The sequence below is a fragment of the Pseudomonas sp. 91RF genome, assembly GCF_003576265.1.
Classification (GTDB): Bacteria; Pseudomonadota; Gammaproteobacteria; order Pseudomonadales; family Pseudomonadaceae; genus Aquipseudomonas; species Aquipseudomonas kribbensis.
This window is the reverse complement of record NZ_QWFC01000048.1, coordinates 99,878-125,611: the sequence shown is the minus strand read 5'-3', so window position 1 is coordinate 125,611 and position 25,734 is coordinate 99,878. Positions and strand designations below refer to the sequence as shown.

Annotated in this window: 31 protein-coding genes; 16 read left to right on the top strand and 15 right to left on the bottom strand. The window is 61.1% G+C overall.

Annotated features, from left to right (window positions below; translation table 11 throughout):
• Positions 1 to 161: 161 nt before the first annotated feature.
• Complete coding sequence (locus tag DXT77_RS25450) at positions 162 to 470, top strand: class I SAM-dependent methyltransferase (RefSeq protein ID WP_119429641.1); 309 nt, start codon at positions 162 to 164, stop codon at positions 468 to 470.
• A gap of 3 nt (positions 471 to 473) precedes the next feature.
• Here the strand turns inward: DXT77_RS25450 and greB are convergent, their stop codons facing one another.
• The 3 genes from greB to DXT77_RS25435 are packed head-to-tail and all read right to left on the bottom strand — an operon-like array spanning position 474 to position 4,193.
• Complete coding sequence (greB, locus tag DXT77_RS25445; protein ID WP_003226818.1) at positions 474 to 971, bottom strand: transcription elongation factor GreB; 498 nt, start codon at positions 969 to 971, stop codon at positions 474 to 476.
• Positions 972 to 1,005: 34 nt separating this feature from the next.
• On the bottom strand, positions 1,006 to 3,510 hold the full coding sequence (locus DXT77_RS25440) for an ABC transporter permease (RefSeq protein ID WP_119429640.1): 2,505 nt from the start codon (positions 3,508 to 3,510) through the stop codon (positions 1,006 to 1,008).
• Complete coding sequence (locus tag DXT77_RS25435) at positions 3,510 to 4,193, bottom strand: ABC transporter ATP-binding protein (protein WP_085730571.1); 684 nt, start codon at positions 4,191 to 4,193, stop codon at positions 3,510 to 3,512. The genes DXT77_RS25440 and DXT77_RS25435 overlap by 1 nt, the downstream gene beginning before the upstream one ends.
• A 10-nt stretch (positions 4,194 to 4,203) precedes the next feature.
• On the opposite strand from DXT77_RS25435, the gene DXT77_RS25430 reads away from it, so the two are divergent.
• The 3 genes from DXT77_RS25430 (at position 4,204) to DXT77_RS25420 (ending at position 6,283) form a co-directional block, all read left to right on the top strand.
• Complete coding sequence (locus DXT77_RS25430) at positions 4,204 to 4,809, top strand: arylesterase (protein WP_178083493.1); 606 nt, start codon at positions 4,204 to 4,206, stop codon at positions 4,807 to 4,809.
• A gap of 57 nt (positions 4,810 to 4,866) precedes the next feature.
• Positions 4,867 to 5,160, top strand: coding sequence for a hypothetical protein (locus tag DXT77_RS25425; protein ID WP_007908575.1), 294 nt, complete (start codon positions 4,867 to 4,869; stop codon positions 5,158 to 5,160).
• Positions 5,161 to 5,311: 151 nt separating this feature from the next.
• Positions 5,312 to 6,283, top strand: a complete 972-nt coding sequence (locus tag DXT77_RS25420) for a L,D-transpeptidase family protein (protein WP_085710772.1) — start codon at positions 5,312 to 5,314, stop codon at positions 6,281 to 6,283.
• A gap of 124 nt (positions 6,284 to 6,407) precedes the next feature.
• On the opposite strand, the gene oprI is transcribed toward DXT77_RS25420, so the two are convergent.
• The gene (oprI, locus tag DXT77_RS25415) at positions 6,408 to 6,659 is read right to left on the bottom strand and encodes an outer membrane lipoprotei OprI (RefSeq protein WP_003183784.1); all 252 of its coding nucleotides are present in this window, start codon (positions 6,657 to 6,659) and stop codon (positions 6,408 to 6,410) included.
• 637 nt (positions 6,660 to 7,296) lie between these two features.
• Between oprI and DXT77_RS25410 the strand changes: the two genes are divergently transcribed.
• A complete protein-coding gene (locus DXT77_RS25410) occupies positions 7,297 to 7,578 on the top strand; it encodes a GNAT family N-acetyltransferase (RefSeq protein ID WP_007955658.1) in 282 nt (93 codons plus the stop codon).
• A 71-nt stretch (positions 7,579 to 7,649) separates the two neighbouring features.
• On the opposite strand, the gene DXT77_RS25405 is transcribed toward DXT77_RS25410, so the two are convergent.
• Positions 7,650 to 8,726 carry a 3-deoxy-7-phosphoheptulonate synthase gene (locus DXT77_RS25405; RefSeq protein ID WP_011335309.1) on the bottom strand — a complete coding sequence of 359 codons (1,077 nt, stop codon included), beginning with the start codon at positions 8,724 to 8,726 and terminating at the stop codon, positions 7,650 to 7,652.
• A 129-nt stretch (positions 8,727 to 8,855) separates the two neighbouring features.
• Positions 8,856 to 9,299 (bottom strand): PilZ domain-containing protein, encoded by a 444-nt coding sequence (locus tag DXT77_RS25400; protein WP_085710771.1) that lies wholly within the window; start codon positions 9,297 to 9,299, stop codon positions 8,856 to 8,858.
• On the opposite strand from DXT77_RS25400, the gene DXT77_RS25395 reads away from it, so the two are divergent.
• The 5 genes from DXT77_RS25395 to cysB all read left to right on the top strand — a co-directional run bounded on the left by DXT77_RS25395 (position 9,298) and on the right by cysB (position 13,266).
• Positions 9,298 to 9,684 (top strand): co-chaperone YbbN, encoded by a 387-nt coding sequence (locus tag DXT77_RS25395; protein WP_119429638.1) that lies wholly within the window; start codon positions 9,298 to 9,300, stop codon positions 9,682 to 9,684. The two genes, DXT77_RS25400 and DXT77_RS25395, sit on opposite strands and share 2 nt — an antisense overlap.
• Positions 9,684 to 10,640, top strand: coding sequence for a putative 2-dehydropantoate 2-reductase (locus DXT77_RS25390; protein WP_119429637.1), 957 nt, complete (start codon positions 9,684 to 9,686; stop codon positions 10,638 to 10,640). Before DXT77_RS25395 ends, DXT77_RS25390 begins: the two co-directional genes overlap by 1 nt.
• A gap of 30 nt (positions 10,641 to 10,670) precedes the next feature.
• On the top strand, positions 10,671 to 11,576 hold the full coding sequence (locus DXT77_RS25385; RefSeq protein ID WP_085730576.1) for a 5'-nucleotidase: 906 nt from the start codon (positions 10,671 to 10,673) through the stop codon (positions 11,574 to 11,576).
• Between the two features lie 98 nt (positions 11,577 to 11,674).
• On the top strand, positions 11,675 to 12,178 hold the full coding sequence (locus tag DXT77_RS25380; protein WP_119429636.1) for a universal stress protein: 504 nt from the start codon (positions 11,675 to 11,677) through the stop codon (positions 12,176 to 12,178).
• 113 nt (positions 12,179 to 12,291) lie between these two features.
• Positions 12,292 to 13,266, top strand: a complete 975-nt coding sequence (cysB, locus tag DXT77_RS25375; RefSeq protein WP_007955684.1) for an HTH-type transcriptional regulator CysB — start codon at positions 12,292 to 12,294, stop codon at positions 13,264 to 13,266.
• Positions 13,267 to 13,274: 8 nt separating this feature from the next.
• On the opposite strand, the gene DXT77_RS25370 is transcribed toward cysB, so the two are convergent.
• Together DXT77_RS25370 and DXT77_RS25365 are read right to left on the bottom strand one after the other, a co-directional pair.
• Positions 13,275 to 13,757 carry a GreA/GreB family elongation factor gene (locus tag DXT77_RS25370; protein WP_119429635.1) on the bottom strand — a complete coding sequence of 161 codons (483 nt, stop codon included), beginning with the start codon at positions 13,755 to 13,757 and terminating at the stop codon, positions 13,275 to 13,277.
• A 2-nt stretch (positions 13,758 to 13,759) separates the two neighbouring features.
• On the bottom strand, positions 13,760 to 14,167 hold the full coding sequence (locus tag DXT77_RS25365; protein WP_114884568.1) for a hypothetical protein: 408 nt from the start codon (positions 14,165 to 14,167) through the stop codon (positions 13,760 to 13,762).
• 124 nt (positions 14,168 to 14,291) lie between these two features.
• Here DXT77_RS25365 and earP point away from each other — a divergent pair, with 124 nt between their 5' ends.
• Positions 14,292 to 15,434 (top strand): elongation factor P maturation arginine rhamnosyltransferase EarP, encoded by a 1,143-nt coding sequence (gene earP, locus DXT77_RS25360; RefSeq protein ID WP_119429634.1) that lies wholly within the window; start codon positions 14,292 to 14,294, stop codon positions 15,432 to 15,434.
• A 48-nt stretch (positions 15,435 to 15,482) separates the two neighbouring features.
• Complete coding sequence (locus tag DXT77_RS25355) at positions 15,483 to 16,052, top strand: elongation factor P (RefSeq protein WP_003226785.1); 570 nt, start codon at positions 15,483 to 15,485, stop codon at positions 16,050 to 16,052.
• A gap of 65 nt (positions 16,053 to 16,117) precedes the next feature.
• On the opposite strand, the gene DXT77_RS25350 is transcribed toward DXT77_RS25355, so the two are convergent.
• The 4 genes from DXT77_RS25350 to DXT77_RS25335 form a co-directional block, all read right to left on the bottom strand.
• Positions 16,118 to 17,131, bottom strand: a complete 1,014-nt coding sequence (locus DXT77_RS25350) for an alpha/beta hydrolase (protein ID WP_119429633.1) — start codon at positions 17,129 to 17,131, stop codon at positions 16,118 to 16,120.
• 33 nt (positions 17,132 to 17,164) lie between these two features.
• Entirely contained in the window at positions 17,165 to 17,584 is a 420-nt protein-coding gene (locus tag DXT77_RS25345) for an organic hydroperoxide resistance protein (protein WP_085710763.1), read from the bottom strand.
• Between the two features lie 277 nt (positions 17,585 to 17,861).
• On the bottom strand, positions 17,862 to 18,326 hold the full coding sequence (locus tag DXT77_RS25340; RefSeq protein WP_119429632.1) for a MarR family winged helix-turn-helix transcriptional regulator: 465 nt from the start codon (positions 18,324 to 18,326) through the stop codon (positions 17,862 to 17,864).
• Between the two features lie 83 nt (positions 18,327 to 18,409).
• Complete coding sequence (locus DXT77_RS25335) at positions 18,410 to 19,366, bottom strand: LysR family transcriptional regulator (protein ID WP_119429631.1); 957 nt, start codon at positions 19,364 to 19,366, stop codon at positions 18,410 to 18,412.
• Positions 19,367 to 19,478: 112 nt separating this feature from the next.
• Here DXT77_RS25335 and DXT77_RS25330 point away from each other — a divergent pair, with 112 nt between their 5' ends.
• The gene (locus DXT77_RS25330; RefSeq protein ID WP_119429630.1) at positions 19,479 to 20,228 is read left to right on the top strand and encodes a sulfite exporter TauE/SafE family protein; all 750 of its coding nucleotides are present in this window, start codon (positions 19,479 to 19,481) and stop codon (positions 20,226 to 20,228) included.
• On the opposite strand, the gene DXT77_RS25325 is transcribed toward DXT77_RS25330, so the two are convergent.
• On the bottom strand, positions 20,218 to 21,072 hold the full coding sequence (locus DXT77_RS25325) for a LysR substrate-binding domain-containing protein (RefSeq protein ID WP_170931623.1): 855 nt from the start codon (positions 21,070 to 21,072) through the stop codon (positions 20,218 to 20,220). The two genes, DXT77_RS25330 and DXT77_RS25325, sit on opposite strands and share 11 nt — an antisense overlap.
• A gap of 97 nt (positions 21,073 to 21,169) precedes the next feature.
• Between DXT77_RS25325 and DXT77_RS25320 the strand changes: the two genes are divergently transcribed.
• Together DXT77_RS25320 and DXT77_RS25315 are read left to right on the top strand one after the other, a co-directional pair.
• Positions 21,170 to 21,385, top strand: coding sequence for a DUF1127 domain-containing protein (locus DXT77_RS25320; protein WP_114884556.1), 216 nt, complete (start codon positions 21,170 to 21,172; stop codon positions 21,383 to 21,385).
• A 64-nt stretch (positions 21,386 to 21,449) separates the two neighbouring features.
• Positions 21,450 to 22,697, top strand: coding sequence for a winged helix-turn-helix domain-containing protein (locus tag DXT77_RS25315; protein ID WP_119429629.1), 1,248 nt, complete (start codon positions 21,450 to 21,452; stop codon positions 22,695 to 22,697).
• On the opposite strand, the gene DXT77_RS25310 is transcribed toward DXT77_RS25315, so the two are convergent.
• Positions 22,694 to 24,040, bottom strand: coding sequence for a class II 3-deoxy-7-phosphoheptulonate synthase (locus DXT77_RS25310; protein ID WP_119429628.1), 1,347 nt, complete (start codon positions 24,038 to 24,040; stop codon positions 22,694 to 22,696). The genes DXT77_RS25315 and DXT77_RS25310 overlap by 4 nt on opposite strands.
• A gap of 127 nt (positions 24,041 to 24,167) precedes the next feature.
• On the opposite strand from DXT77_RS25310, the gene DXT77_RS25305 reads away from it, so the two are divergent.
• Positions 24,168 to 24,923 (top strand): spermidine synthase, encoded by a 756-nt coding sequence (locus DXT77_RS25305; protein ID WP_119429627.1) that lies wholly within the window; start codon positions 24,168 to 24,170, stop codon positions 24,921 to 24,923.
• Between the two features lie 3 nt (positions 24,924 to 24,926).
• Here DXT77_RS25305 and DXT77_RS25300 read toward each other — a convergent pair whose 3' ends face one another.
• Positions 24,927 to 25,718 (bottom strand): crotonase/enoyl-CoA hydratase family protein, encoded by a 792-nt coding sequence (locus DXT77_RS25300; protein WP_119429796.1) that lies wholly within the window; start codon positions 25,716 to 25,718, stop codon positions 24,927 to 24,929.
• Positions 25,719 to 25,734 lie beyond the last annotated feature (16 nt).

Genomic DNA, 25,734 nt, shown 5'->3' with positions numbered 1-25,734 from the left:
GCCGCTCATGCGCCGATTTAAACAGCTACTTGCGGGGCGCCAGGTGACTATTCTCAAGTTGCCGTCAGAAGCCGGAACAGGGCTTCGAAATACCGCTAAAGCGCTGGTTCGGTGTTGCCTCTCACCTGCCATGCAGACTTTTGAGGCAGAGACACGACACGATGAATGCACTTCGCCCTCCAGCACGTCCCGCGCCGATCACGGCACATGTCACCCAGCGCAATCCAAAAATCCTGCTTGGCGGCAGACATCAGCCGACGCTGTTGCGTTATCTCGATGGCTGGCCACGTCGCAGCGGCGGTCCTGCCGCCTTCCTGATCCAGTTCGTTGAGGACGGCGAGTCGCTGGCGCGTTTTGCCGATGACAGTTTCGACCTGGCGGTGATCCAGTCGCCCAGCGCTGAAGACGCGCCGGAAATGATCCGTCAACTGACCCGCGTTGCCCGCCAGGGTCTGATTGCCCGGCGCTGAGCGTCAGGGATAGTCGATCGCCACGATGTAAACGAATTGCTCGCCGGTTGGCGTCTGGACCCGGACTTCGGCGTCCAGCGCCTTGCCGATCAGGGCGCGGGCCAGCGGCGAGTCGATGCTGATCAGGCCCAGCTTCAGATCCAGCTCGTCCGGGCCGACGATGCGGTAGCGCGACTGTTTTCCGTCCTCATCTTCGATGGTCACCCAGGCGCCGAAGTAGACCTTGTTCGGATCGCTCGGTTTTTCGCTGACAACTTTCAAGGCCTCAAGGCGTTTGGTGAGAAAACGCACGCGGCTGTCGATCTCGCGCAGCATCTTCTTGCCGTAGGTGTACTCGGCATTTTCCGAACGATCGCCCTGAGCCGCTGCTTCGCTGACCGACTGCGTCACCTGTGGCCGGCGTACGTGCCACAGCTCATGGAATTCGGCGCGCATCCGCGCTTCACCTTCAGGGGTGATCAGCGCGGTGCCAGCGGTGCGGGGAGGGCGATAACGGCTCATGGCAACTTCTTGTGGTATTGAGGGCTGGAGTCTATCAACCCTCGCGCAGCACTGTCAGCGGGCTCGCATTCAGTGCCCGACGGGTGCCGAACACGCCGGCGCCACCGATCAGGGCCGCGCCGATCAACGGCAGCACCAGCAACCATGGATGCGGATGCCAGGGCAGATCGAATGCGAAGCGATACAACACCAGGCTCACCACTTCCGAACCGATGGCTGCCAGCAGTCCACTGACTGCGCCAAGCAGGCCGAACTCGATCCGCCGCGCCTTGACCAGCAACTGCCGTTCCGCCCCCAGCGCACGCAACAGTGCGCCCTGGCGAATACGTTCATCCAGCGTCGCCTGCAACCCGGAAAACAGCACCGCCATCCCGGCCGCCAACACAAACAACAATACGTACTCCACCGCCAGGGTGACCTGGGCGAGGATGCTGCGCAGCTGTTCGAGCAAGGCTTCAACCTGCAGGATGGTCACCGCCGGGAATGTTCGCGACAGCTCGACGATCTGCTGGTCGTGACCGGGCGCCAGATAGAAGCTGGTGAGGTAGGTCGCCGGCAGATCTTTCAACGTGCCGGGCTGGAAGATCATGAAGAAGTTCGGCTGGAAGTTGTCCCAGTTGATCTCCCGCAGGCTGGTGACCTTCGCTTCGCGATTGACCCCGCCAACGGTGAACACCAGGTGATCGCCAAGTTTGAGCTTGAGGCTTTCGGCGACCTTGCCCTCCACCGACACACCCGGAACCTCGTCCGAGGGTTGTCCGCTCCACCACGAACCTGCGGTGATCTTGTTGCCCGCCGGCAAGTCGGCAGCCCAGGTCAGACTGAGGTCACGCTGGATTGCGCGGTCGCCGGCCGAGTCCTTGCTGACGATCTGCTGCACCGCTTCGCCGTTGATGCTGATCAGCCGTCCCGGCACCACCGGATACAACGGCGCAGCCTGGGCCGATACATTGATCAGGTGATCGGTGAAGGCCTGTTTGTCCGCCGGCAGAATGTTCAGGGCGAAATAGTTGGGAGCATTTTTCGGCAGCTGGTTTTGCCAGGTGTCGAGCAATTCGCCGCGCAACAGTGCAATCAACGCCATGGACAGCAGGATCAGGCCGAATGCCAGGGACTGTCCGGCCGCCGCCAGCGGGTGACGCAGCAACTGACCCAGACCGAGACGCCAGGGCAGGGAGGCGCGAGCCAGCAGGCGACGCAGACTGTTGAGCAGCAGCAACAATAAACCACCGAGCACCAGCGCGGCGACCACGCCACCGCCGAGCAGGGCAAACGTCAGCAGCAGATCCAGACTCAGACGCCACATGATCAGGCCGAGCGCGCCGAGTGCTGCGCCGTAGACCATCCAGGTGCTCGACGGAATTGGCAGCATGTCGCGGCGCAAAACCCGTAGCGGCGGCACACGTCCGAGGGCGGCGAGCGGCGGCAGAGCAAAACCGGCCAGCGCCACCAGCCCGGTGCCGATCCCCGCCAACGCCGGAAGCAAGCCACCCGGCGGTACGTCGGTCGGCAGCAGATCATGCAGCAGGGCGAACAGTCCCAATTGAGCAAGCCAGCCGAGCAGGGCGCCGCTGAGGCTGGCGAGCAGGCCGAGCACCGCCAGTTGCAGGCTGAACAGCACCATGGTTTCCCGGCGCGACAGACCTAGACAGCGCAACAACGCGCTGGCATCGAAACGGCGACTGGCGAAGCGATTCGCCGACAGCGCCACGGCCACGCCGGCCAACAGCACGGCGACCAGACTGGCCATGTTCAGATAGCGCTCGGCCTTGCCCAGTGCGCCGCCAATCTGTCGGTTGCCATCGCGGGCGTCCTGAATCCGCTGATTGGCGGCGAGACCCGGTTTGATCAGCTGGCGATAAGTTTCCAGCGCGGTGGGTTCGCCGCGCCACAGTTCGCGATAGCTCACCCGGCTACCGGGCTGGACCACGCCGGTCGCGGCGAGGTCGTCGAGGTTGATCAGCACCCGTGGCGTCAGGCTGTAGAAGTTGCCGGCGCGATCCGGTTCGTAAGTCAGCACCCTTGTCAGTTTCAGCGTCTTCATGCCGACGTCGATGCTGTCGCCGATCTTCAGGTCCAGCGCCGTGAGCAGGCGCGACTCGACCCAGGCTTCGCCCGGCTGCGGTTTGCCGCCCGACGTTTCGGCAGCAAACGGTGCCGGGGCACTTTTCAGTTCGCCACGCAGCGGATAGGCACGGTCGACGGCCTTGATGCTCGACAGTTGAATGCCGTTGTCGGTGGCGATGACGCTGGAGAATTCAACGATCTGCGCATGGTCGAGGCGCAGCTCGGTGCCGCTCCTGATTTGTTCCGGTCGTGCGGGGGAGCTGCCTTCGAGCACCAGATCCGCGCCGAGAAACTCGGTGGCGCGTAACGTCATCGCGCCATTCAGGCGGGCACCGAAGTAGCCGATGGCGGTACTGGCGGCAACTGCCACCAGCAAGGCGAAGAACAGCACCCGCAATTCCCCGGCGCGGGCATCGCGCAGGAGCTGGCGCAGGGCAAGGCTGAACAGGCGCAACAGCGGCAGACGTGCCATCAAGGCTCCAGGGGGGCGACCAGCAGGCCGGCTTCAAGTCGGATCAGGCGCCGGCAGCGATGGGCCAGGCGTTCGTCGTGGGTTACCAGCACCAGGGTGGTGCCGCGTTCCTTGTTCAGTTCGAACAGCAGGTCGCTGATGCGCTCGCCGGTGTGGCTGTCGAGGTTGCCGGTGGGTTCGTCGGCGAACAGAACATCCGGTTCGGCGGCAAAGGCCCGGGCAATGGCTACGCGCTGCTGTTCACCACCGGAGAGCTGGCGCGGCGAGTGCGTCAGGCGCTGACCGAGGCCGACCCGTTGCAGCAATTCTGTGGCGCGACCACGGGCGTCTTTGCGGCCGTCGAGCTCCAGCGGCAGCATGACGTTTTCCAAGGCGTTGAGACTGTCGAGCAACTGGAACGACTGAAACACGAAACCCACATGTTCGGCACGGATGCGCGCGCGCTGGTCTTCGTCGAGATTGCTCAGGGACTGGCCGGCGAGAATGACTTCGCCGCTGCTTGGCAGATCGAGGCCGGCGAGCAGGCCGAGCAGGGTGGATTTGCCGGAGCCGGACGCGCCGACGATGGCCAGGCTGTCGCCCTTGTTCAGTTCCAGGCTGAGTTCGTGCAGGATGGTCAGTTCACCTTCCGCGCTGGGAACCACTTTGCTAAGGTTCTTCGCGGTGAGAATGCTTGCGCCCATGGAGAATCCGATGCGTGTGTGGTTTTTGAGTGCTGGCCTGGCCTTGATGTGCATGGCCCAGAACGCAGCGGCGGGTACAGTCCTGATCGTTGGCGATAGTATCAGCGCCGGTTTCGGACTGGATACCCGGTTGGGGTGGGTGTCGTTGCTCGAGCAGCGGCTCAAGGCCGAAGGTTTTGACGATAAAGTGGTCAATGCCTCCATCAGCGGCGACACCAGTGCAGGAGGCCAGGCGCGGCTGCCGGCGCTGCTTGCAGAGCACAAACCGGAGCTGGTGATCCTCGAGTTGGGGGGCAACGATGGCCTGCGCGGAATGCCGCCGACGCAATTGCAACAAAATCTTGCCTCGATGATCGACAGCTCCCGCCAAAGCGGTGCCAGGGTGCTGCTGCTCGGCATGCAACTGCCGCCCAATTACGGCAAGCGCTACACCGATGCCTTTGCCGAGGTCTACGGCAAGCTGGCCGAGGAGAAAAAGATCCCGCTGGTGCCGTTTTTCCTCGAGGGCGTGGGCGGGCACCCGGACTTGATGCAGGCCGACGGTCTGCACCCGGCAGCCGGGGCCCAGGGCAAGTTGCTGGAAAATGTCTGGCCGACGCTAAAACCGCTGTTATGAGGCTTTTCTAGCGGCAGGCTTTCGGCTAATGTGGCGCCCCCCTAAATGGAGCCCCCGATGTCGCGTTCTGCCTGGTCCCTGTTTGCCTACCAACTGATCGAGCCTGACGAACAGCTGGATCTGTTCGCCTGCCAGGAAGTGCGGGTGCATCTGGTGACCCGTCAACTGGAGCTCGGTGGCTCGGCTGACCGGACCCTGTGCGGCAGTCTGCTGCCGGCGCAACCGCGCTGGTCGAGCGTGGATCGCCGGGTGTTCCAGGATCAGCGCCTGTGCTCGCTGTGCCGGGCGATTCTCGAATCGCAGAAGCGTGGAACCTCGCCGATCTGGCCCGAGCTGCGTTTCGAGCTTTAAGCACACACATCGGTAAGAACGCCCCCCGAGCTGGCGACAGCTCCAATTATGAAGACTTCTGCCAGCCCATCGGCGCATCTCCCCGAATTCCCTAGGCGCGGTGTACAATCGCGTTCCTATACCCTTGTCGATCTTGCGAAGGATTCTCCGGATGTTGCCGCGTTTCCCTGCCGTCACCCGCTGCCTGTCTCTTGCCGCCCTGTGTGTGGCCGGTCCCGTTGCCGCCCTGGAGTTTCCCCTGCCACCACCTGGTGAAGACATCATCGGCCAGGTGCAGGTGATCAAGGCCAAGTACGAAGACACCTTTGCCGATCTGGGCACCACCTACGATCTGGGCTATTCGGAAATGGTCGCGGCCAACCCGGGCGTCGATGCCTGGCTGCCGGGCGCCGGCACCGAAGTGGTCCTGCCGACCCGTTTCATCCTGCCGCCGGGTCCGCGTGAAGGCATTGTGATCAACCTTGCCGAGTACCGCCTCTACTACTACCCGAAAGGCCGGAACGTGGTGTACACCTTCCCGCTGGGTATCGGTCGCGAGGGCTGGGGCTCGCCAATCGCCCACACCACGATCACCGCCAAGACGCCGAATCCGACCTGGACACCGCCCGCCTCGATCAAGGCCGAACACGCCGCCGATGGCGATCCACTGCCGAACGTAGTGCCGGCCGGCCCGGACAACCCGCTGGGTCCGTTCAAGTTCACCCTGGGCACGCCGGGCTACCTGATCCACGGTTCGAACAAGAAGTTCGGTATCGGCATGCGCACCAGCCACGGTTGCTTCCGCATGTTCAACAACAACGTGCTGGAAATGGCCAGCATGGTGCCGGTGGGGACTTCGGTACGAATCCTCAACGACGCGTACAAGTTCGGTCGCAGTGGTGGCAAGATCTACCTGGAAGCGCACACGCCGATCGACGACAAGGGAAACCCGTCGGTGGTCGACAAGCACACCGCCGTGATCAACGCGATGCTCAAGCGTGAAGACATCACCAACAATCTGCGCATGAACTGGGATGTGGTGCGTGATGTGGTGGCGGCCGAAGATGGCCTGCCAACTGAAATCGGCACACCGAACACCTCGGCGCCGATCGTTTCCAGCGCACCGATCGACCTGCAACAGTAAGCCGAAAAACAGAACCCGCCGATGCGTGAGCATCGGCGGGTTTTTTATTGCATGAAGAAAATTTCAGGCAAAAAAAAAGCCGACCCGAAAAACGGGTCGGCTTGATAACAATCCCGAAGGACTATTACTTGCGGCTAGCTTTTTCCAGCATGCGCAGAGCACGCTCGTTAGCTTCGTCAGCAGTCTGTTGTGCTTTTTGAGCAGCAGCCAGAGCTTCATCAGCTTTACGGTAAGCTTCGTCTGCACGAGCCTGGGAGCGAGCAGCTGCGTCTTCAGTAGCGGTCAGACGTGCTTCGGTTTCTTTCGATGCGCTGCTGCAACCGGTAGCCAGAACTGCGGCCAGAGCCAGAGCAGAGAATTTCAGAACGTTGTTCATCGTGTTCCCCTTCAAGGACTTTCAATTAAGTGGCTGTCTCCTCCGATTGAGGAAATAGCCGGCGTACATACTACCCATTACTTGTAGTAAGTAAACTGACGTAAGGCAAGAAGCAAAAAAAATTGTAGGCGTTGATTCTTTTTCGAGCAACTTTTAACCGGGTTGTATAAAAAATATTCAGCTGCAAGGCCCGAGATGAGCGAGTTAATGAGAAAAAGTTCCCGTTGTCGGGTGCTGTTTTGCAGGCAGTGGCTAGAGTCTGTCTATATGGATTCGTCCACACTTTTGTTGCGTTTTTGTGCAGCGTCTCACCTATCTTTGTCCATGTTCAGGTGACTTTAAAAAATCAGGCACGTCTTAAGTCTCAACATCCGGCGATGTTCAGCCTTTCGGTTCGGGACAAGGTTCTCCCGAACCGGTCCTGAGTCCACCGGAACTGCCCCGTCAATCAGCCTGATGATGAGTGCGCCTTGAGCATTTTCGTCATTGGTGCCTACTATTTGATACGTGCTCGGGTTGCGCGAGATCGGTGCGGTTCTTCTCGGTGTCCATCTGGCACGGGGTGGCGTAGATGTTCCTTCGCCGGGAAAACATCGGTAAGGTAGGGGTCAGAATTCGAGACCCGCGAGGAGTAGTGATGAGCGAGGCGTTGTCCATCCACCATGACCAGGCTGGTCATCAGTTCGAGACCAATGTGGACGGTCATCGTGCCTACCTGACCTATATGGATCTGGGGAAACAGACCCTGGATATCTACCGCACCTTCGTGCCCAACGCATTGCGTGGCCGAGGCATCGCGGCAGCCCTGACCGAGCGGGCACTGCAGTACGCCGATGAAATGGGCTACACGGTCATCCCGTCGTGCTCCTATGTGGAGCGCTACATGGAGCGTCATCAGCGGCGCACCGCCAAGATCTGACTGACCCCAAACCGCACACACACAAAAACGCCGGGCAATGCCCGGCGTTTTTTATGCCTGCGAAAAAGCTGTCAGCCGCGCTGACGTTTCGGCAGCACATCCTTGAGCTTGGCGTGCATGCTGCGCAAGGTGTTTTCGGTGGCCGACCAGTCGATGCAGGCATCGGTGATCGAAACGCCGTATTGCAGGTCGGCGAGGTCTTTCGGAATCGCCTGGCAGCCCCAGTTCAGATGACTCTCGACCATCAGGCCGATGATCGACTGGTTGCCTTCGAGGATCTGGTTGGCGACGTTCTCCATCACCAGCGGTTGCAGGGCCGGATCCTTGTTGGAGTTGGCGTGGCTGCAATCGACCATGATGTTCGGCTTGATCTTCGCCTTGTTCAGCGCCTGTTCGCACAGGGCGACGCTGACCGAATCATAGTTCGGCTTGCCGTTGCCACCGCGCAGTACCACGTGACCGTAGGCGTTGCCCTTGGTGGTGACGATCGACACGCCACCTTCCTGGTTGATGCCCAGGAAACGGTGCGGGCTGGAGACCGACTGCAAGGCGTTGATCGCCACGGTCAGGCCGCCGTCGGTGCCGTTCTTGAAGCCGACCGCCGAGGACAGGCCGGAAGCCATTTCGCGGTGGGTCTGGGATTCGGTGGTGCGGGCGCCGATGGCCGACCAGCTGATCAGATCCTGCAGGTACTGCGGGGAGATCGGATCAAGGGCCTCGGTCGCGGTCGGCAGGCCTTTCTCGGCCAGGTCCAGCAGCAACTGGCGACCGATGTGCAGGCCGTCCTGGATCTTGAACGAGTCATCCAGGTACGGGTCGTTGATCAGGCCTTTCCAGCCGACGGTGGTCCGCGGTTTTTCGAAGTACACGCGCATGACCAGATACAAGGTGTCCGACACTTCCGCCGCCAGCACCTTCAGGCGGTCGGCGTACTCGTGGGCAGCCTTGATGTCGTGGATCGAGCAAGGCCCGATGACCACGAACAGACGGTGGTCGGTGCCATCGAGAATATTGCGGATGACTTCGCGACCCTTGGTGACGGTGCGCAGGGCAGCGTCGCTCAGAGGGATATCACGCTTGAGCTGATCGGGAGTGATCAGAGTCTCGTTGGAAGCGACGTTCAGGTCGTTGATCGGTAAATCAGCCATCGGTTACTCGTCAGGTCACGGGTGCCGGCCGCCAGCGATCCCCGCGCGGCGGAGCACAGCAGATTTAAGCGCGTCGGGGAGCCGAACCTTAGCGCGTCAGGCGCCTGTCGACAATGGGCAAGTCACTGTTCAGTCCAGTACTGGCTGCGCAAAAGCCTTGCGAACGGTGTCGTGGGAGAACTCGTCGGCGTGTTGTTCGACCCATTGCAGGGCCAGGGCCTGAATATCCTGGAGGTCGTCGTGGGCGTCGTTGAGTCGGCAATAGCGTTCGATCTGACACACCTGCTCACCCATTCGGGCGCTGAACAGGGTCTGCTCGTCGGTGAAGGCGATGCCTACCAGATAGCCTTTCTTGCGTCGCAGGCACCAGGCCACATAACCCGGATAACAGATGTCGGCATTGAGCGTCGGCATGCGCACCTGCAGTGCGGTGCCATGGCGCCAGGCGCGGTGGTAATTGCAAGCGATGCCGCCGAGGCTGATAGTGTGCAGCTGTTGCCGCGAAATGCACTCAGGTTTGAGCAACGTTAATTCGACGGGCACATCATCCGGATGAGGAATAAACCGTCCCATGAGCACAGACTCCCTGTGTCGGCCATCTGACATTGTTTCCCCCAGTATAGTGTTCGAATCCGAACTGACCGATTTCGACGCCGACCAACGGCTGCTGGCGATGAGCGGCGTTTCGCTGGTGATTTTCACGAGCATCGGCTGTGCCAGTTGCCGTTATGCCCGCGAGGTGTTGCCGGGGCTGGATCTGGCAGTCGATCGCCTGTGCTGGATCGACGCCGGCGACAACGGCGGTCTGGTCGAGCGTTATCAGGTCTTTCATTTGCCGGCGCTGTTCGTGGTGCGCGACGGCGAGTTCTTTGGGGCAGTACACACGCGCCTGAATGCCGCTGAGCTGAACGCAGCCGTGGCGCAGGCGCTGGGTCGAATTGCAGAGGAGTTGCCGTGATGGGGGCAGTCGTCAAGAAACCGGTGGTAGGGATTATCGGCACCGGCGCAATCGGAGGGTTCTACGGCTTGATGCTGGCCCGGGCCGGATTCGATGTGCACTTTTTGCTGCGCAGCGAGTTTTCCGCGGTCGCCGAGCGCGGTTTGCAGGTGGACAGCGCGGTTCACGGCACACTGGCGCTGAACCCGGTGCAGGCCTATTCATCGGCTGAAGACATGCCGCCCTGCGACTGGTTGCTGGTCGGCGCCAAGACCACCAGTAATGCCGGCCTGGCGCCGTCGATCATTCAAGCGGCGAAAGCCGACGCGAAAGTGCTGGTGCTGCAGAACGGCCTCGACGTCGAAGACAGCCTGCGGGCGTTGCTGCCCGATTCCCTGCACTTGCTGGGCGGCTTGTGCCTGATCTGCGTTCACCGGGAAGGTCCGGGCCACATCACCCATCAGGCGCTGGGGGCGGTGAACGTCGGTTATCACAGCGGAGCGGCAACCGATGATGCGGCGCGCATGGCGATCGTCGAGGAGGGCGTCGGTCTGTTCCGTGCCGCCGGCATCGACTCCCAGGCCATGCCGAACCTGCACCAGGCGCGCTGGCAGAAACTGGTCTGGAACATTCCCTACAATGGTCTTTCGGTGTTGCTCGGGGCGAGTACCACGCCGCTGATGGCCGATGCCGACAGCCGTGCGCAGATCCAGGCGCTGATGGCCGAAGTGGTGCAGGGCGCCAAGGCCTGTGGCCATGACATGCCGCCCGGTTACGCCGAGTACCTGTTCATGATGACCGAGAAAATGCCCGACTACTGGCCGAGCATGTACCACGATTTTCTGCACAAGCGACCGCTGGAACTGGACGCCATCTACGCTCGACCTTTGGCGGCGGCAAAAGCGGCAGGTTGTGAACTGCCGCGAATCGAGGCGCTGTATCGCCATTTGCGTTTCATCGACCGGCGTAACACCTGAGTCGATTCTTTGAGGGATTTGGGGGAAGGCATGGCCAAGAACATCGATGACAAACTGGTGCTGGCGATTTCGTCCCGCGCCCTGTTCGATCTGAGCGAGAGTCACAAGGTCTACCTGTCGAGCGGCGTCGAAGCCTATCGGCAATATCAGATCGAGCACGAAGACGAAATCCTCGCGCCGGGCGATGCCTTTCCGCTGGTGGAAAAACTGCTCAACCTCAACAGTCGCCTCGGCCGTGCCCGGGTCGAGGTGATTCTGGTGTCGCGCAACAGTGCCGACACCGGCCTGCGGGTATTCAACTCGATCGATCATTACGGCCTGGCGATTTCCCGTGCGGCGTTTGTCGGCGGGCGCAGTCCTTATCCTTATCTCAAGGCCTTCGGCTGCGACCTGTTTCTTTCCACCCACGCTGAAGACGTGCGCTCGGCGCTGGACAACGGTTTTGCGGCGGCGACCATTCTTTCCGGTGGCGCCAGTCGTGCGGCCAGCGATGAATTGCGCATCGCCTTCGACGGCGACGCGGTGCTGTTTTCCGATGAGTCGGAGCGGGTCTATCAGTCCGGCGGCCTCGAAGCCTTTCAGGCCAAGGAACGCGAATCCGCTCGCGAGCCGTTGCGCGGCGGCCCGTTCAAGGGCTTCCTCGCAGCGCTCAATCTGTTGCAGCGTGAGTTCCCGGACGATAACTGCCCGATCCGCACCGCACTGGTCACCGCGCGTTCGGCGCCGGCTCACGAACGGGTGATCCGCACCTTGCGCGAATGGGACATCCGTCTGGACGAGTCGCTGTTTCTCGGCGGCCTGACCAAATCGGCGTTCCTCGAAGCGTTCGCTGCGGACGTGTTTTTCGACGATCAGGCCGGTCACTGCGAGCTGGCCCGGGAGGTGGTCGCCACCGGCCATGTCCCCCACGGCATCAGCAACGAACCGGCGGTCTAAAGCCCTCGTGGTTCAAGACGTTGCGTCGCACGTCGTACTCGCCAAGGCACTGCTAAGCTGAATCAAATCTCCGCCATGTTGGCTTGCGAGGAGGTCATATGATTCGTTCGATGCTGTATGCCACTGACCTCGGTCTGTACGCACCGTTAGTGATGCAGCATGCCCTGGCGATGGCCCGAACATTCGATGCCGACTTGTATGTGGTGCACGCGGTGGAACCCATGGGGCTGTTTGCCGAGTCGGTGTTGCAGAGCTATCTCGACGAACAGGCGTTGAACGAATTTCACAGTCAGGGTCTGAAAACCGTCATCGCCAATATCGAGCAGCGGGTGCTCGACAGTTTTCGCGAAGAGCTGGGGGACGAGGGCGAGCAGGATCTGCTACGGATTCGGGCGGTGCGGGTGCTGCAGGGCGATCCGTCGCAGGTGATTCTCGACCAGGTGCAGAAACTCTCCGTCGATTTGCTGATCGTAGGAAGTCACAGCCATGGGGTCGGGGCGGAAACACCGTTGGGGCGCACGGCGACGCGATTGCTGCAATTGTCCAAGGTGCCGGTTTACATGGTGCCGCTGGTGGAGCGTCGGCGTCGGGAGGATCGCTGAGACGGGAATAATGGCGTTTTGATAAAAAAGTTCTAGATTTATTCTTCAAACCATTAATATAGTTATATACCGTCGCTGATGCCCGTGGCGTCTACCTGCTTTGAGGGATTCATATGAAGCTTCAACAATTGCGCTACATCTGGGAAGTGGCGCACCACGACCTCAACGTTTCCGCTACAGCCCAAAGTCTCTACACCTCGCAACCGGGCATCAGTAAGCAAATCCGTCTGCTGGAAGACGAACTGGGCGTCGAAGTGTTCGCCCGCAGCGGCAAGCACCTGACCCGCGTCACGCCGGCCGGCGAGCGCATCATAACCACCGCCGGTGAGATTCTGCGCAAGGTCGAAAGCATCAAGCAGATCGCTCAGGAATTCTCCAACGAGAAAAAAGGCACCCTGTCGATCGCCACCACCCACACCCAGGCACGTTATGCACTGCCGCCGGTGATCAGCAATTTCATCAAGCAATACCCGGACGTGGCGCTGCACATGCACCAGGGTTCGCCGATGCAGATCGCCGAAATGGCCGCTGACGGCACCGTGGATTTCGCCATTGCCACCGAAGCGCTGGAGCTGTTCGGCGATCTGGTGATGATGCCGTGCTACCGCTGGAACCGCTGCGTGGTCGTGCCTCAGGGGCACCCGCTGACCAAGCTGCCGAAGCTGACCCTCGAAGCACTGGCCGAATACCCGATCGTGACCTACGTGTTCGGTTTCACCGGCCGTTCGAAACTCGACGAAGCCTTCAGCCATCGCGGCCTGACGCCGAAAGTGGTGTTCACCGCCGCCGACGCCGACGTGATCAAAACCTACGTGCGCCTGGGGCTGGGTGTCGGCATCGTGGCGAAAATGGCCGTCGATACCAAACTCGACAACGACCTGGTGGTACTCGATGCCAGCGAACTGTTCGAATCCAGCGTGACCAAGATCGGTTTCCGTCGCGGCACTTTCCTGCGTGGCTTCATGTGCGACTTCATCGAGAAGTTCGCACCGCACCTGACCCGCGAAGTCATGGCCAAGGCCATCCAGTGCCACAACAAGCAGGAACTGGAAGAGCTGTTCGAAGGCGTCGAACTGCCGGTTCATTAAGCCCCTGTCTACAGCACCTCGGTGACAGCGAACTGTTGCCGGGTGCCCGCCACCAGAATCTCCACCTCGTCACCCTCGAACTTGCCCAGCAGGCTTTTGCCCAGCGGCGAGCGCGGGGTGATGACGGTGACCGGCTGACCGACCACGTCGACCTTCAGGCCCGCCGCATCCGGCGCCAGAAACAGCCATTGCTCGCGACCCTTGTCGTCTTCCAGACCGAGCAGGGCACCGATTTCAATCCCGCGTTGATCGTCATAGGCCCGAAGCGTCAGGTTCTGGCAGACCGCCAGTGACTGGCGGATCTCCTCGACCCGTTTCGCTTGCCCGGCCGCCAGGTACGACGCCTCAAGCCCCAGGGTGTCGTACTTGTTTTCGGCGATGTTCTCTTCGTGAGTCGCGGTTTCGTAAGCGGTTTGTGCCGCGCGCTCGGCGATATCGAGGTCGACGCGCAGTTTGTCGAGAATCAGTTGGTGGACGGCGTGCTTGTTCATGATCAATCGCAGAATTGCAGGACGTTGGCGCGGCTTTTTTCGCTCGGAGCGGTCTGATCCTGCTGGAGCCAGAACTGGCATTTAGGGTTCGACTGGTTGCGCGTGCTGCTGCGGGCCTGATCCAGGCGATTCTGCTGTTCGTTCTTGCGCAGGTTTTCTTCGTACTGCTCGAACAGACGGTTTTGCGGCTCGGGCTCCGGCTGTGGCTGGGCGACTGCCGCAGGCTTGCTCAGTTGTTGCACCGCATCCGCCACCGGTTGCAGTTGGCGGCTGAACAGCATCGAAGCGAGCCAGCACGTCAGCGCAATGGCCAGGAAACCCAGCCACAGGCCCAAGGCAATGCTGCCGGTCAATTGCAGCGCGCTAAGCTGGACAGGCAAGGGACGACGCGTGTTGGGGCGATAGGGCATGGCTGCCTCCTGGCGGATGATTGCGGGCAAGTGGCGATTGTCGCACGAAGATTAATCGTCGTCGGCTCTTCTGCACGCGGCCATTTATGCGGACAATCGGCGCTTTTGCCAACGGGAGTCTTGAATGCCGCAACCGAAAACCCGCTGGGACATCTTTTGCACCGTGGTCGACAACTATGGCGATATCGGCGTGACCTGGCGTCTGGCCCGGCAACTGGCGGCCGAGCATGCGCTGGCGGTGCGGTTGTGGGTCGATGACCTGCGAGCGTTCGAGCGTATTTGCCCGGAACTCGATATCCATCTCGATGCGCAATGGCAGCAGGGCGTTGAAGTCCGGCACTGGCCGACAGAATGGGCGGAAACGGACGCCGCCGACGTAGTCATCGCCGCGTTCGCCTGTCAGTTGCCAAGCGCCTACATGGACGCCATGGCCGAGCGGGAAAAGCCGCCATTGTGGATGAACCTTGACTATCTCAGCGCTGAAGACTGGGTGGTTGGCTGTCACGGTCTGCCTTCGGTGAAGTACAAGTCCGTGCAGAAGATCTTTTTCTTCCCGGGCTTCCAGACCGGCACTGGCGGACTATTGCGTGAAAGCGGACTGCTGGATCGGCGTCGGCGGTTTCAGCAGGATCCCGAGTCACAGCGACAATTCCTGCAAGCCTTGGGGGTCGTTCCTGCACCCGGTGCGCAGCTGATTTCGCTGTTTGCCTACGAGAATGCCGGGCTCGCCAGTTGGCTGGATGTGCTCGCCGCTGATTCGACACCGACTCATCTGCTGGTGCCGGAAGGGCGGATTCTCGGTGATGTCGCGCGCTGGCTTGGTGTCGAGTCGCTGTCGGTGGGTGACTTCAATGTGCGCCAGGCGTTGACCGTGCAGGTGCTGCCGTTCGTCCGTCAGGATCAATACGATCAACTGCTCTGGTGCTGCGATTTCAACGCGGTGCGCGGTGAAGACTCGTTTGTCCGTGCGCAATGGGCCGGCCGTCCGATGCTGTGGCACATCTATCAGCAGGACGAAGATATCCATCTGGACAAGCTCGATGCCTTCCTCGCGCTCTACGGAAAAGGCCTTTCGCCCGCCGCTGCCGAGGCGATGAACGGTCTTTGGCGCGCCTGGAGTGCCGGGCAGCCTATCGGCCAGCACTGGCTTGAGGCCCGTAAATACTGGCCCGAACTGCAGGGAAATGCCGAAGCATGGTGTCTGGAACAGGCCTTGCAGGCCGATCTTGCGACGGCGCTGGTACAGTTTTACCGAAATTGGATATGATACGCGGCCTAGATTTTTGTAAATCCCATCCAAATTCGGATATTCGCAATGAAAACTGGTAAAGAACTCAAACCCGGTACCGTGATCCGTATCGACAACGATCCTTGGCTGGTTCAGAAAGCTGAATTCACCAAATCGGGCCGTAACAGCGCGATCATGAAGACCAAGCTGAAGAACCTGCTGACCGGTTACAAGACCGAAACCGTTTACGGTGCGGACGACAAGCTGGACGACGTGATCCTCGACCGCAAAGAAGCGACCCTGTCCTTCATCAGCGGCGATACCTACACGTTCATGGACACCACCGACTACACCATGTACGAACTGAACGCCGAAGACATCGAAAGCGTTCTGCCTTTCGTTGAAGAAGGCATGACCGACGTTTGCGAAGCCGTGTTCTTCGAAGAGCGTCTGGTTTCCGTAGAGCTGCCGACCACCATCGTGCGTCAGGTTGACTACACCGAAGGTTCCGCTCGCGGTGACACTTCCGGCAAGGTGATGAAGCCTGCCAAACTGAAGAACGGTACCGAGCTGTCGGTTGCTGACTTCATCGAAATCGGCGACATGATCGAGATCGATACCCGCGAAGGCGGTTCCTACAAAGGCCGTGCGAAATAAGCACTGTTTTTTGCGGAAAGAAAAAGCCCGACCATTGAGTCGGGCTTTTTTGTATCTGGTGAAAATTACTTCTTCAGATGCTGTTTCAGTTCTTCCGAAGCTTGCAGCATCGCCGAGCGCACCGCCGGTACCTGGCTGACCACGTTGAGCAAACCGTAGTCGTGGATCATGCCGTTGTAGCGCACCGAAGTCACCGGCACCCCGGCTTCGTCGAGTTTGCGGGCGTAGGCTTCACCTTCGTCACGCAACACGTCGGCCCCGGCGGTCTGCACCAATGCGGGCGGCAGACCTTTCAATTGTGCAGTCGTGGCCCGCAGCGGCGAGGCGTAGATCTCGTTACGCTGGTTGGCGTCTGTGGTGTAGTTGTCCCAGAACCACTTCATCATGTTGCGGGTGAGGAAGTGCCCCTCGGCATATTGGTTATACGAACCAGTGTCGAAATTGGCATCAGTCACCGGCCACAGCAACACCTGGAGCTTGATTGCCGGCGTGCCTTTGTCTTTGGCCATCAAGGCGACGACTGCCGCCATGTTGCCGCCGACACTGTTGCCCGCCACCGCCAGACGCTTGCCGTCGACGTTGATCTCTTTGCCGTGTTCGGCCACCCACTTGGTTGCCGCGTAAGCCTGGTTGATCGCCACCGGGTAATGCGCTTCCGGCGAAGGGGTGTAGTTGACGAATACCGCCGCTGCCCCTGAGCCGACCACCAGATCCCGCACCAGACGTTCGTGGGTCGGGAAATCTCCCAGCACCCAGCCGCCGCCGTGGAAGAACATGAACACCGGCAACTCGCCCTTGACCCCGGCCGGCCGGACGATGGTCAGGCTCAACGGTTGGCCATCGACCTGGATGGTCTTCTCGCTGACATCGGCTTTGGGTAGCGTCAGTTTGACCCCGGACTGCGCGCCCGTCAGTACGGCGCGGGCGTCTTTGGGCGTCATCTGTTCCATCGGTTTGCCGGTGCCGGCGTTAAGCACATCGAGGAACGCCTGGGTGTTGTGTTCAACCTCCCCGGCAAATGCGCTGTGGATGGACAGAGCGAGAAGAGTACCGGTCAAGACTTTGCTGAAAGTGTTCATGTTCATTTCCTGTTCGGGCCTGGGTGTCAGTGATTACACGGTGACGTGCAGGCGTACATCGACATTGCCACGGGTGGCGTTGGAGTACGGGCAGACCTGGTGGGCCGCGTCGACCAGGCTTTGCGCGTCGGCCTGTTCCAGGCCCGGCAGGGCGATGTGCAGGTCGATGTCCAGACCGAAACCACCAGGAATCTGACCGATGCCGACGTGAGCGGTGATCGACGCGTCGTCCGGGATTTTGCGTTTGGTCTGGCTGGCGACGAATTTCAGGGCGCCGATGAAGCAGGCCGAGTAGCCGGCAGCGAACAATTGCTCAGGGTTGGTGGCCGCGCCGCCGGCACCACCGAGTTCTTTCGGAGTGGCCAGTTTGACGTCGAGGATGTTGTCGCTGGAGATCGCACGACCGTCACGGCCGCCGGTGGAGGTTGCGATTGCGGTGTAGAGAGTTTGCATGGTGTGAGCCTCGTCGAATGTATGGTGCGTTGCGCTAATTGTTTGCGCGCTAACTAGGTGCGAAGCAAATGTACTTCGCTAATATTTAGTGCGCAAGATAAATTTTGGAAAAATTCGGAGACGAGACGTGGATTCGTTTGGGATGAAATCTCAAGATTTTGATATGAAAGGTTTTTTTGAGAAAAAACGAGAGAAAAAATTTTCGGGAGAGGGGTAAGGCAGAGAAGGGCGTGATTCCCCTGCAGGTACGAGGTTGCTCCTGCAGGGAAGGGGACGCTTAAATCAGGCTGTCCTGCAGATGACCACGCAAGGCCTGCAACTCGGCTTGCAGGTTTTGCAGGCGTTCCAGCGTGAAGCCACTGGCGCCCAGGATGCATGGCGGAACGGTTCGGGCCTTGTCTTTCAGCGCGCGTCCCTGGGCAGTCAGTTCAACGATCACCACCCGTTCATCCTCGCGGCTGCGGGTCCGGCTCAGGAGTCCTTCACCTTCCAGACGCTTGAGCAGCGGGGTCAGCGAGCCCGGATCGGTCAGCAGGCGCGTGCTGATTTCTCCGACGGTCAGACCATCCTTCTCCCACAGCACCATCATCGCCAGATACTGCGGATAGGTCAGGCCGAGCGCTTGTAGCAAGGGCTTGTAGACCTTGGTCATCATCAGCGAGGTGGAATGCAGGGCGAAGCAGGCCTGATTGTCGAGCAGGAGCTCTTCGCAGTGTTCGGTGGTGTCGCGTGTGGTTGTCATGTCGGTGCCTTGAGCGGTAATGCCTGTGAATCTAGCGCTCGAATCTTTAATGCGCCAGACAATTGTGCCCGGTGGCGAATCGGTCAGTGCCGGCCCAGTTCCCGTTGCAGCGCCAGATCCCAAGGTGGCACGGGGCTGAAGCGGGTCCTGAGGTATTCCAGCAACAGGCGGCTGCGGGAGCTGGCCTGTTGTTCCAGGCGTAATGCGTAGATGCCGGTGCTCTCTGGTTTCGGCAGGCCGTTTTCACAGAACAGCGGTAGCAACTCTCCACGCAAAAGGTATTCGCTGGCCAGCCAGGTCGGCAGATGCGCGATCCCGAGTCCCGCGAGCGCGCCGCAGACCAGGGCCTCGGCGTTGTTGGCGCTCATGCGGATTCGTGCCGGACGGTGAAGTTGCATTTGCCCGTCGTGTTCGAATCGCCAGGCGAAGGGCGGGGCGAGGCCGTCCCAATCGAGGCCATCATGTTCGCCCAATTGAGCGGGCTCGCTCGGCACGCCCCGACGCTTGAGGTATCCGGGACTGGCGCAGGCGATGCGCACCATGCTCGCCAGCGGTGTGGCGACCAGTCGGGTGTCGGCCATCTGCCCGGCGCGCAACACCAGATCGACCTTGCCCAGGTTCGAGCCGTCCATGTCGACGAAGCTGTCGATCAGATGCAGTTGCACGTCCAGGCCCGGATACAGCACCAGAAAGTCGGCAATCACCGGCGCCAGGTGCCGCCGCCCGAACGCCGCCGGCGCATCCACCCGAATCAAGCCTTCCGGCGCGCTGCTCAGGGACACCGCTTCGGCGCGGGCCAGCTGCAGCTCGGCAACGATCCGCCGCGCCCGTTCGGCAAACGCCAGGCCGGCCGGCGTGGCGCGCACCGCATGCGTGCTGCGAATGAACAACTGGCTGCCGACAGCACTTTCCAGGCTGTCGATGCGCCGGGCGACGGCCGATGGCGTCAGCGGATGCCGGCGCGAGGCGGCGGAAAAACTGCCGCTCTCCAGCACATCGAGAAACAGCCCGAGTTGTTCGGTCAATTGATTGGGATTCATGAATCGGCTCAGTGCCTATGCGAATTTGGCACAGCCATTGTGCGTTGCTGTGCGTTTCCGCGCCAGCGCCGACTGCGTAGGATGGGTCGCCTGACGTACGAGGAATTCTGCTGTGATCGAGTTTTTGCTGTACCTGTTGTTTGGCGCCGCCCTCGGCACTCTGGGTGGGATATTCGGCATCGGCGGCGGGTTGATCGCCATTCCGCTGCTGGGCGTGTGGTTCGGGCTCGATCAGCAAATCGCTCAAGGCACGGCGCTGGTGATGGTGGTGCCGAACGTGATGCTGGCGCTGTGGCGTTATCACCAGCGCAACCGCATCGAACTCCGGCACGCGTTGCCGCTGGCGGTGATGGGATTCTGTTTCGCTTGGATCGGCTCGATCTGGGCTGTGGGCATTGACGCGCAAACCATGCGTATCGGATTTGTCGCGTTCCTCGTCGCGCTGTCGGCCTACAACCTGGTGCGCATGTTCGGCGCACGTCCGGCGGCGACGTCCGAGATGCGTTATTCATGGCCGTGGCTGGGCGTGCTTGGCGCAGCCTCGGGCACCATGGGCGGCTTGTTCGGGGTCGGCGGGGCGGTGGTGGCGACACCGGTACTGACCAGCCTGTTCGGCACCACTCAGGTGGTCGCTCAAGGCCTGTCGCTGGCGCTGGCATTGCCGAGCACCGGTGTCACGCTGGTGACCTACGCGGTGCACCACGAAGTGGACTGGCTGATCGGCCTGCCGCTGGCCATCGGCGGTCTGGCCAGCATCAGTTGGGGTGTGAAAGTGGCCCACGCGATGCCGGAAAAACTCCTGCGCGGGCTGTTCTGCGGCTTTCTGGTGCTGTGCGCGGTGATGCTCGCCTTTAAAGTTTGAAGCCTTCGACGATGTGCTCGGCCAGGCATTCGGTGATCGGCGACGGATTGTTCAGGTTGCGGATAAGCATGATGCTGGCCTCGGGCAACAGTGGCAGATCCTCGGCGGCCCCGAGAATCCGCAGGTCCGGGGTGATCAGGCTTTCCAGTTGCGCGGTGATCGCCAGACCCGCGCTCACCACTGCCATCAATGCCGAAAGGCTGGTGCTGTTGTACGCAATCCGGTATTCGCGGCCCATGGCGTCCAGTGCATTGCAGGCCCACAGGCGGCAGAAGCAATCACTGTTGAACATCGCCAGTGGCAGCGGCGTCTGCTCGTGGGCGCTGAAGTTCTGCGCCTCGGCCCAGACGAAACGCTCCTTGCGCAGCAGCTGGCCGATCTCGTTGCCCGGCTCGCGGGTGACGATCGAAAGATCCAGGTCCGTGCGTTGCAGCAACTGTCGGGTCGACTCGCAATGCACTTCAATCTGGATCAACGGATAGAACTGGGCGAAGCGCGACAGGATCCCCGGCAGAAAGCGCATCACGTAATCGTCCGGCGTACCGATCCGCACCGTACCGACCATGTGCGGTTCACGCAGGGTGTTGAACACTTCGCTGTGCAATTTCAGGATGCGCCGCGCGTAGCCGAGCAACACCTGGCCTTCAGCGGTCAGGCGCACCTGACGCCCGTCACGCTCGAACAACTGGCGTTGCAACACGTCCTCTTCCAGACGCTTCATCTGCATGCTCACCGCCGATTGAGTGCGGTTGACCATTTCGCCGGCGCGGGTGAAACCGCCCTGATCGGCAATCGCGACAAAGGTGCGCAGCACATCGGTATCGATACTGGGATACGCCGACAATTGATGAATCTCCGTGATGCTTGCCATCAGAAACATTCGTTGGATTGATCGTAGCCCCGGCGCGAGACTTGAGCCATCCCAAAAAGGAGGCAACACGATGAAAGGTCAAAGAGAGTATGCAGGCGAAGAAAAATTTTCCGGCCATATCGTTTCCGATCTGTTGCACAAGTTTAGCCGCTGGTACGAATTGCACCGTGAACGCGAACTGCTCGCCAGTCTGAGCGACGAAGCGTTGAAGGACATCGGGGTCAGCCGTGCCGATGTCGAACATGAAGCGATTCGGCCGTTCTGGGACGATCCGATGCATAAATGATGAGGCCATCGCTACACAAACCACTTTGTAGTGAGGTAGGTTGCGAGCAGACATGGAGGTACACATGCCCGCGACTTTGTCTTTTTCCCTTAAACAGGCTCGACGTCTGGCACTGGCTGCCCAAGGGTTTCACGGGCGCCAGCCGCCGGCTGTCAAAGCCCTGCACGTCAACCGGCTGATCGAACGCCTCGGCCTGTTGCAGATCGACTCCGTCAATGCCGTGGTGCGCTCGCACTACCTGCCGCTGTTTTCCCGTCTCGGTTCCTATTCTGCTGACTTGCTCGACCAGGCTGCCTGGAGTTCGGGACGACGCCGTTCACTGTTCGAATACTGGGGCCATGAAGCGTCGTTGCTGCCGCTGTCGATGTACCCGTTGATGGGGTGGCGGATGCAGCGGGCCAGGCGTGGTGAAGACATCTATCAGCAACTGGCGCGTTTCGGCCGCGAGCAACAGGACACCATCCGCCGGGTGCTGGCGTCGGTCGAAGAGCAGGGCGCACTCGGTGCCGGCAGTCTGTCGACCCGCGAGGAAAAGGCCGGCCCGTGGTGGGACTGGAGCGCGGAGAAACATGCACTGGAATGGCTGTTTGCCGCTGGCGAAGTGACTGTGGCCGGGCGGCGCGGCTTCGAGCGGTTGTATGACTTGCCGGAGCGAGTGATTCCGGCTTCTGTGTTGCAACAGCCGCTGCCCGATGAGGCGGAGGCGCAGCGTGGCTTGTTGCTGCACGCGGCTGAGGCATTGGGCGTGGGCACGGAAAAAGACCTTCGCGATTACTTCCGCCTGAACCCTGCCGATGCCCGCCCGCGTCTGGCGGAGCTGGTCGAGGCCGGGAAGCTGCTGACCTGCGAAGTTGCTGGCTGGCGGCAGATCGCTTACTGCCTGCCCGAGCCGAAAATCCCGAGGAAAGTCGAAGCCAGTGCGCTGCTGTCGCCGTTTGACTCACTGATCTGGGAGCGCAGTCGCACCGAGCGGCTGTTCGATTTCCGCTATCGGCTGGAGATTTATACGCCGCAGGAAAAACGCGTTTACGGCTATTACGTGCTGCCGTTCCTGCACAACGAACGGATTGCTGCACGGGTCGATCTGCGCGCCGAGCGGGCGGCGGGGCGCCTGGCAGTGCATGCGGTTCACGAGGAAGAAACGGGACTGGACGAGGCGGGGATGCTGGCCTTGGCGCTGAACCTGCGGCAGATGGCGGATTGGCTGGGGCTTGAGCAGGTGCAGCTCAATTGTCAGCGCGAAAGTGCCGGGCGCTTGCGGGTGACGTTGGCTCAAGTCGAAAACGACCGAGCCAACGTCATCGCGATTTAGCGTTTGACCTGTTTCAGCGTCTCGGCAATCAAAAACGCCAGCTCCAAAGACTGATCGGCATTCATCCGTGGGTCGCAATGGGTGTGATAGCGATCCGACAAACCATCTTCAGTGATTGGCCGTGCGCCACCGATGCATTCGGTGACGTTCTGCCCGGTCATCTCGATGTGGATGCCGCCGGCGTAGCTGCCTTCGGCTTCGTGGACCTGGAAGAACTGCTTCACTTCGCCAAGGATCTGCGCGAAGTCGCGGGTCTTGTAGCCGCTGCTGGCCTTGATGGTGTTGCCGTGCATCGGGTCGGAACTCCACAGCACTTGCTTGCCTTCACGCTGCACCGCGCGGATCAGCGCCGGCAGGTGATCGCCGACCTTGTTCGCACCCATCCGTGCGATCAGGTTGAGGCGGCCCGGATCATTGTCCGGGTTGAGTACGTCGATCAGGCGGATCAGGTCGTCGGGGTTCAGGCTCGGGCCGACTTTCACCCCGATCGGGTTGTTTACCCCGCGCAGGAATTCGACGTGGGCGCCGTCGAGCTGACGGGTGCGGTCGCCGATCCACAGCATGTGCGCCGAGCAATCGTAGTAGTCGTTGGTCAGGCTGTCGCGGCGTACGAAGGCTTCTTCGTAGTTCAACAGCAGCGCTTCGTGGGCCGTGAAGAAACTGGTCTCGCGCAGTTGCGGCGAGCTGTCCATGCCGCAGGCGCGCATGAATGCCAGGGTTTCATCGATGCGGTCGGCGAGGTGGCTGTACTTCTCGGCCAGCGCCGAGTTGGCGATGAAATCGAGGTTCCACTTGTGCACCTGATGCAGGTCGGCGAAACCGCCCTGGGCGAAGGCGCGCAGCAGGTTGAGGGTCGCGGTGGACTGGTGATAGGACTGCAGCAGACGCTCCGGATCCGGTACGCGGCTGGCCGAGTCGAAACCGATGCCGTTGACGATGTCGCCACGGTAGGCCGGCAGGGTCACGCCGTCGATGGTCTCGTCGTTGGCCGAGCGCGGCTTGGCGAACTGGCCGGCCATGCGCCCGACTTTCACCACCGGGCAACCGGCGGCGAAGGTCATGACGATCGCCATTTGCAGCAACACTTTAAAGGTGTCGCGGATTTTCGCGGCGGAGAACTCGGCGAAGCTTTCCGCGCAATCGCCGCCCTGCAGCAGGAATGCCCGGCCCTGGGTGACTTCGGCAAACTGACGACGCAGCTCCCGCGCTTCGCCGGCAAACACCAGTGGCGGATAACTGGCCAGCGTCTGCTCGACCTGGCGCAGATGCGCGGCGTCGGGGTATCGGGGTTGTTGCTGGATCGGCAAGGCGCGCCAGCTGTCAGGGCTCCAGGGTTGGCTCATCACGGTCTCTAAGGTTCTACGCACGGACGGCCATGTTATCAGCAATTAGTGCGTGACCTGTTCCCGCCGTATCGCAGACAATCGCCGCTTTGCCACAGTGCTGTTGCGGTAATGATCTGGAGACGAAATGACTGAGGAGCGCGTCGAGCTGTTGCTCGCCGAGGTACAGGATGAGTTCGGCGTGATTCGCGTGCTGGAAGTGGCCGACTACCGCTTTCTGGAGTTCGGCGATGCCATCGAGCAAAGCTGCGTGTTTACCGCCGACCCGAGCTGGCTGGAGTACGACTACACCCGGGCGATGCTGATCGGTGCGTTGTGCCATGAACAACCGGAGAGCGCGTTGTTTCTCGGCCTTGGTGCCGGCACGCTGACCCAGGCCTGCCTCAAGTTCCTGCCGCTGGAAGACGTCGAAGCCATCGAGCTGCGCCCGGACGTGCCGCGTCTGGCCATCGAATACCTCGGGCTGGATGACGATCCGCGTCTGTACATCCGCGTTGGTGATGCAATCGAACTGCTGCCGACGGCCGAACCGGCGGATCTGATTTTCGTCGACCTCTACACCGATGTCGGCCCGGGCGCCGCGCACCTTGCGTGGAATTTCCTTGGCGACTGTCAGAAACGTCTGAATCCCGGTGGCTGGCTGGTGATCAACCAGTGGGCCACCGATGACGGCAAACCCTTGGGCGCGGCGCTGTTGCGCGGGCTCTATCACCGGCATTACTGGGAACTGCCGGTGAAGGAGGGCAACGTGATTCTGATCGTACCGGCGGATCTCGATCAGGTTCTGGACATGCAGGCGCTGACTGCGCGAGCTGAAGTGCTCGCGCCGAAGCTGGGGTACTCGTTGCAGTCGTTGATCAACTGCATCCGTCCGGCGACTTGAGTCTTAAACGCCTTTGAAGTCGCCAGGTCTGCGCTCCACCAGCGAACGCACACCTTCCTTGGCATCCTCGGTTGCCAGCAACTTCTTCACCAGCGGCGGCAAACCCTGCGCCGCTGCGGTCTCGCCTTCATGACGCGCCTGACGCGCCGACATCAACGTCGCCTGCACACCCAATGGCGCCTGTCGGGCAATCCGTTCCGCCAGTGCGATGGCACGCGGCAGCAAGTCTTCGCTGGCCATGACCTCCTGCACCAACCCCAGGCGCAACGCATCGTGGGCATCGAACTCGTCGCCGGTCAGCAGCCAGCGCATGGCGTTGCCCCAGCCGGCGACCTGATGAAAGCGCAGCGTCGCACCGCCGAACGGAAAGATCCCGCGCTGCACTTCCATCTGGGCGAACCGGGTGTTGCTGGCGCACAGGTTGATGTCGGCGGCGAGCATCAGCTCGATGCCGATGGTCAGGCAATAGCCTTGCGCGGCAACGATCACCGGTTTGCTGACCCGTGGCCCGACGAACACTCCCCACGGATCGCAACCGCCGGATGGCACCTGCCAGCCTTGGGCTAGGGCGGAACTGGCGTTGACCAGATCGAGCCCGGCGGTGAAATGCTCGCCATGCCCGAACACTACCGCCACTCGCGCGTCGCTGTCAGCCTCGAATTCGCCGTAGGCCAGGGCCAGGTCGTTGAGCAGGTCGAGGTCGAAGGCATTGCACTTGGCTGCACGGTCCAGACCGATCAAATGGACGTGACCGTGGCGCGCACGGCTGACGCGGCCGGGGCAGGGCTGATTCATGGGTGTTTCCTCGGAC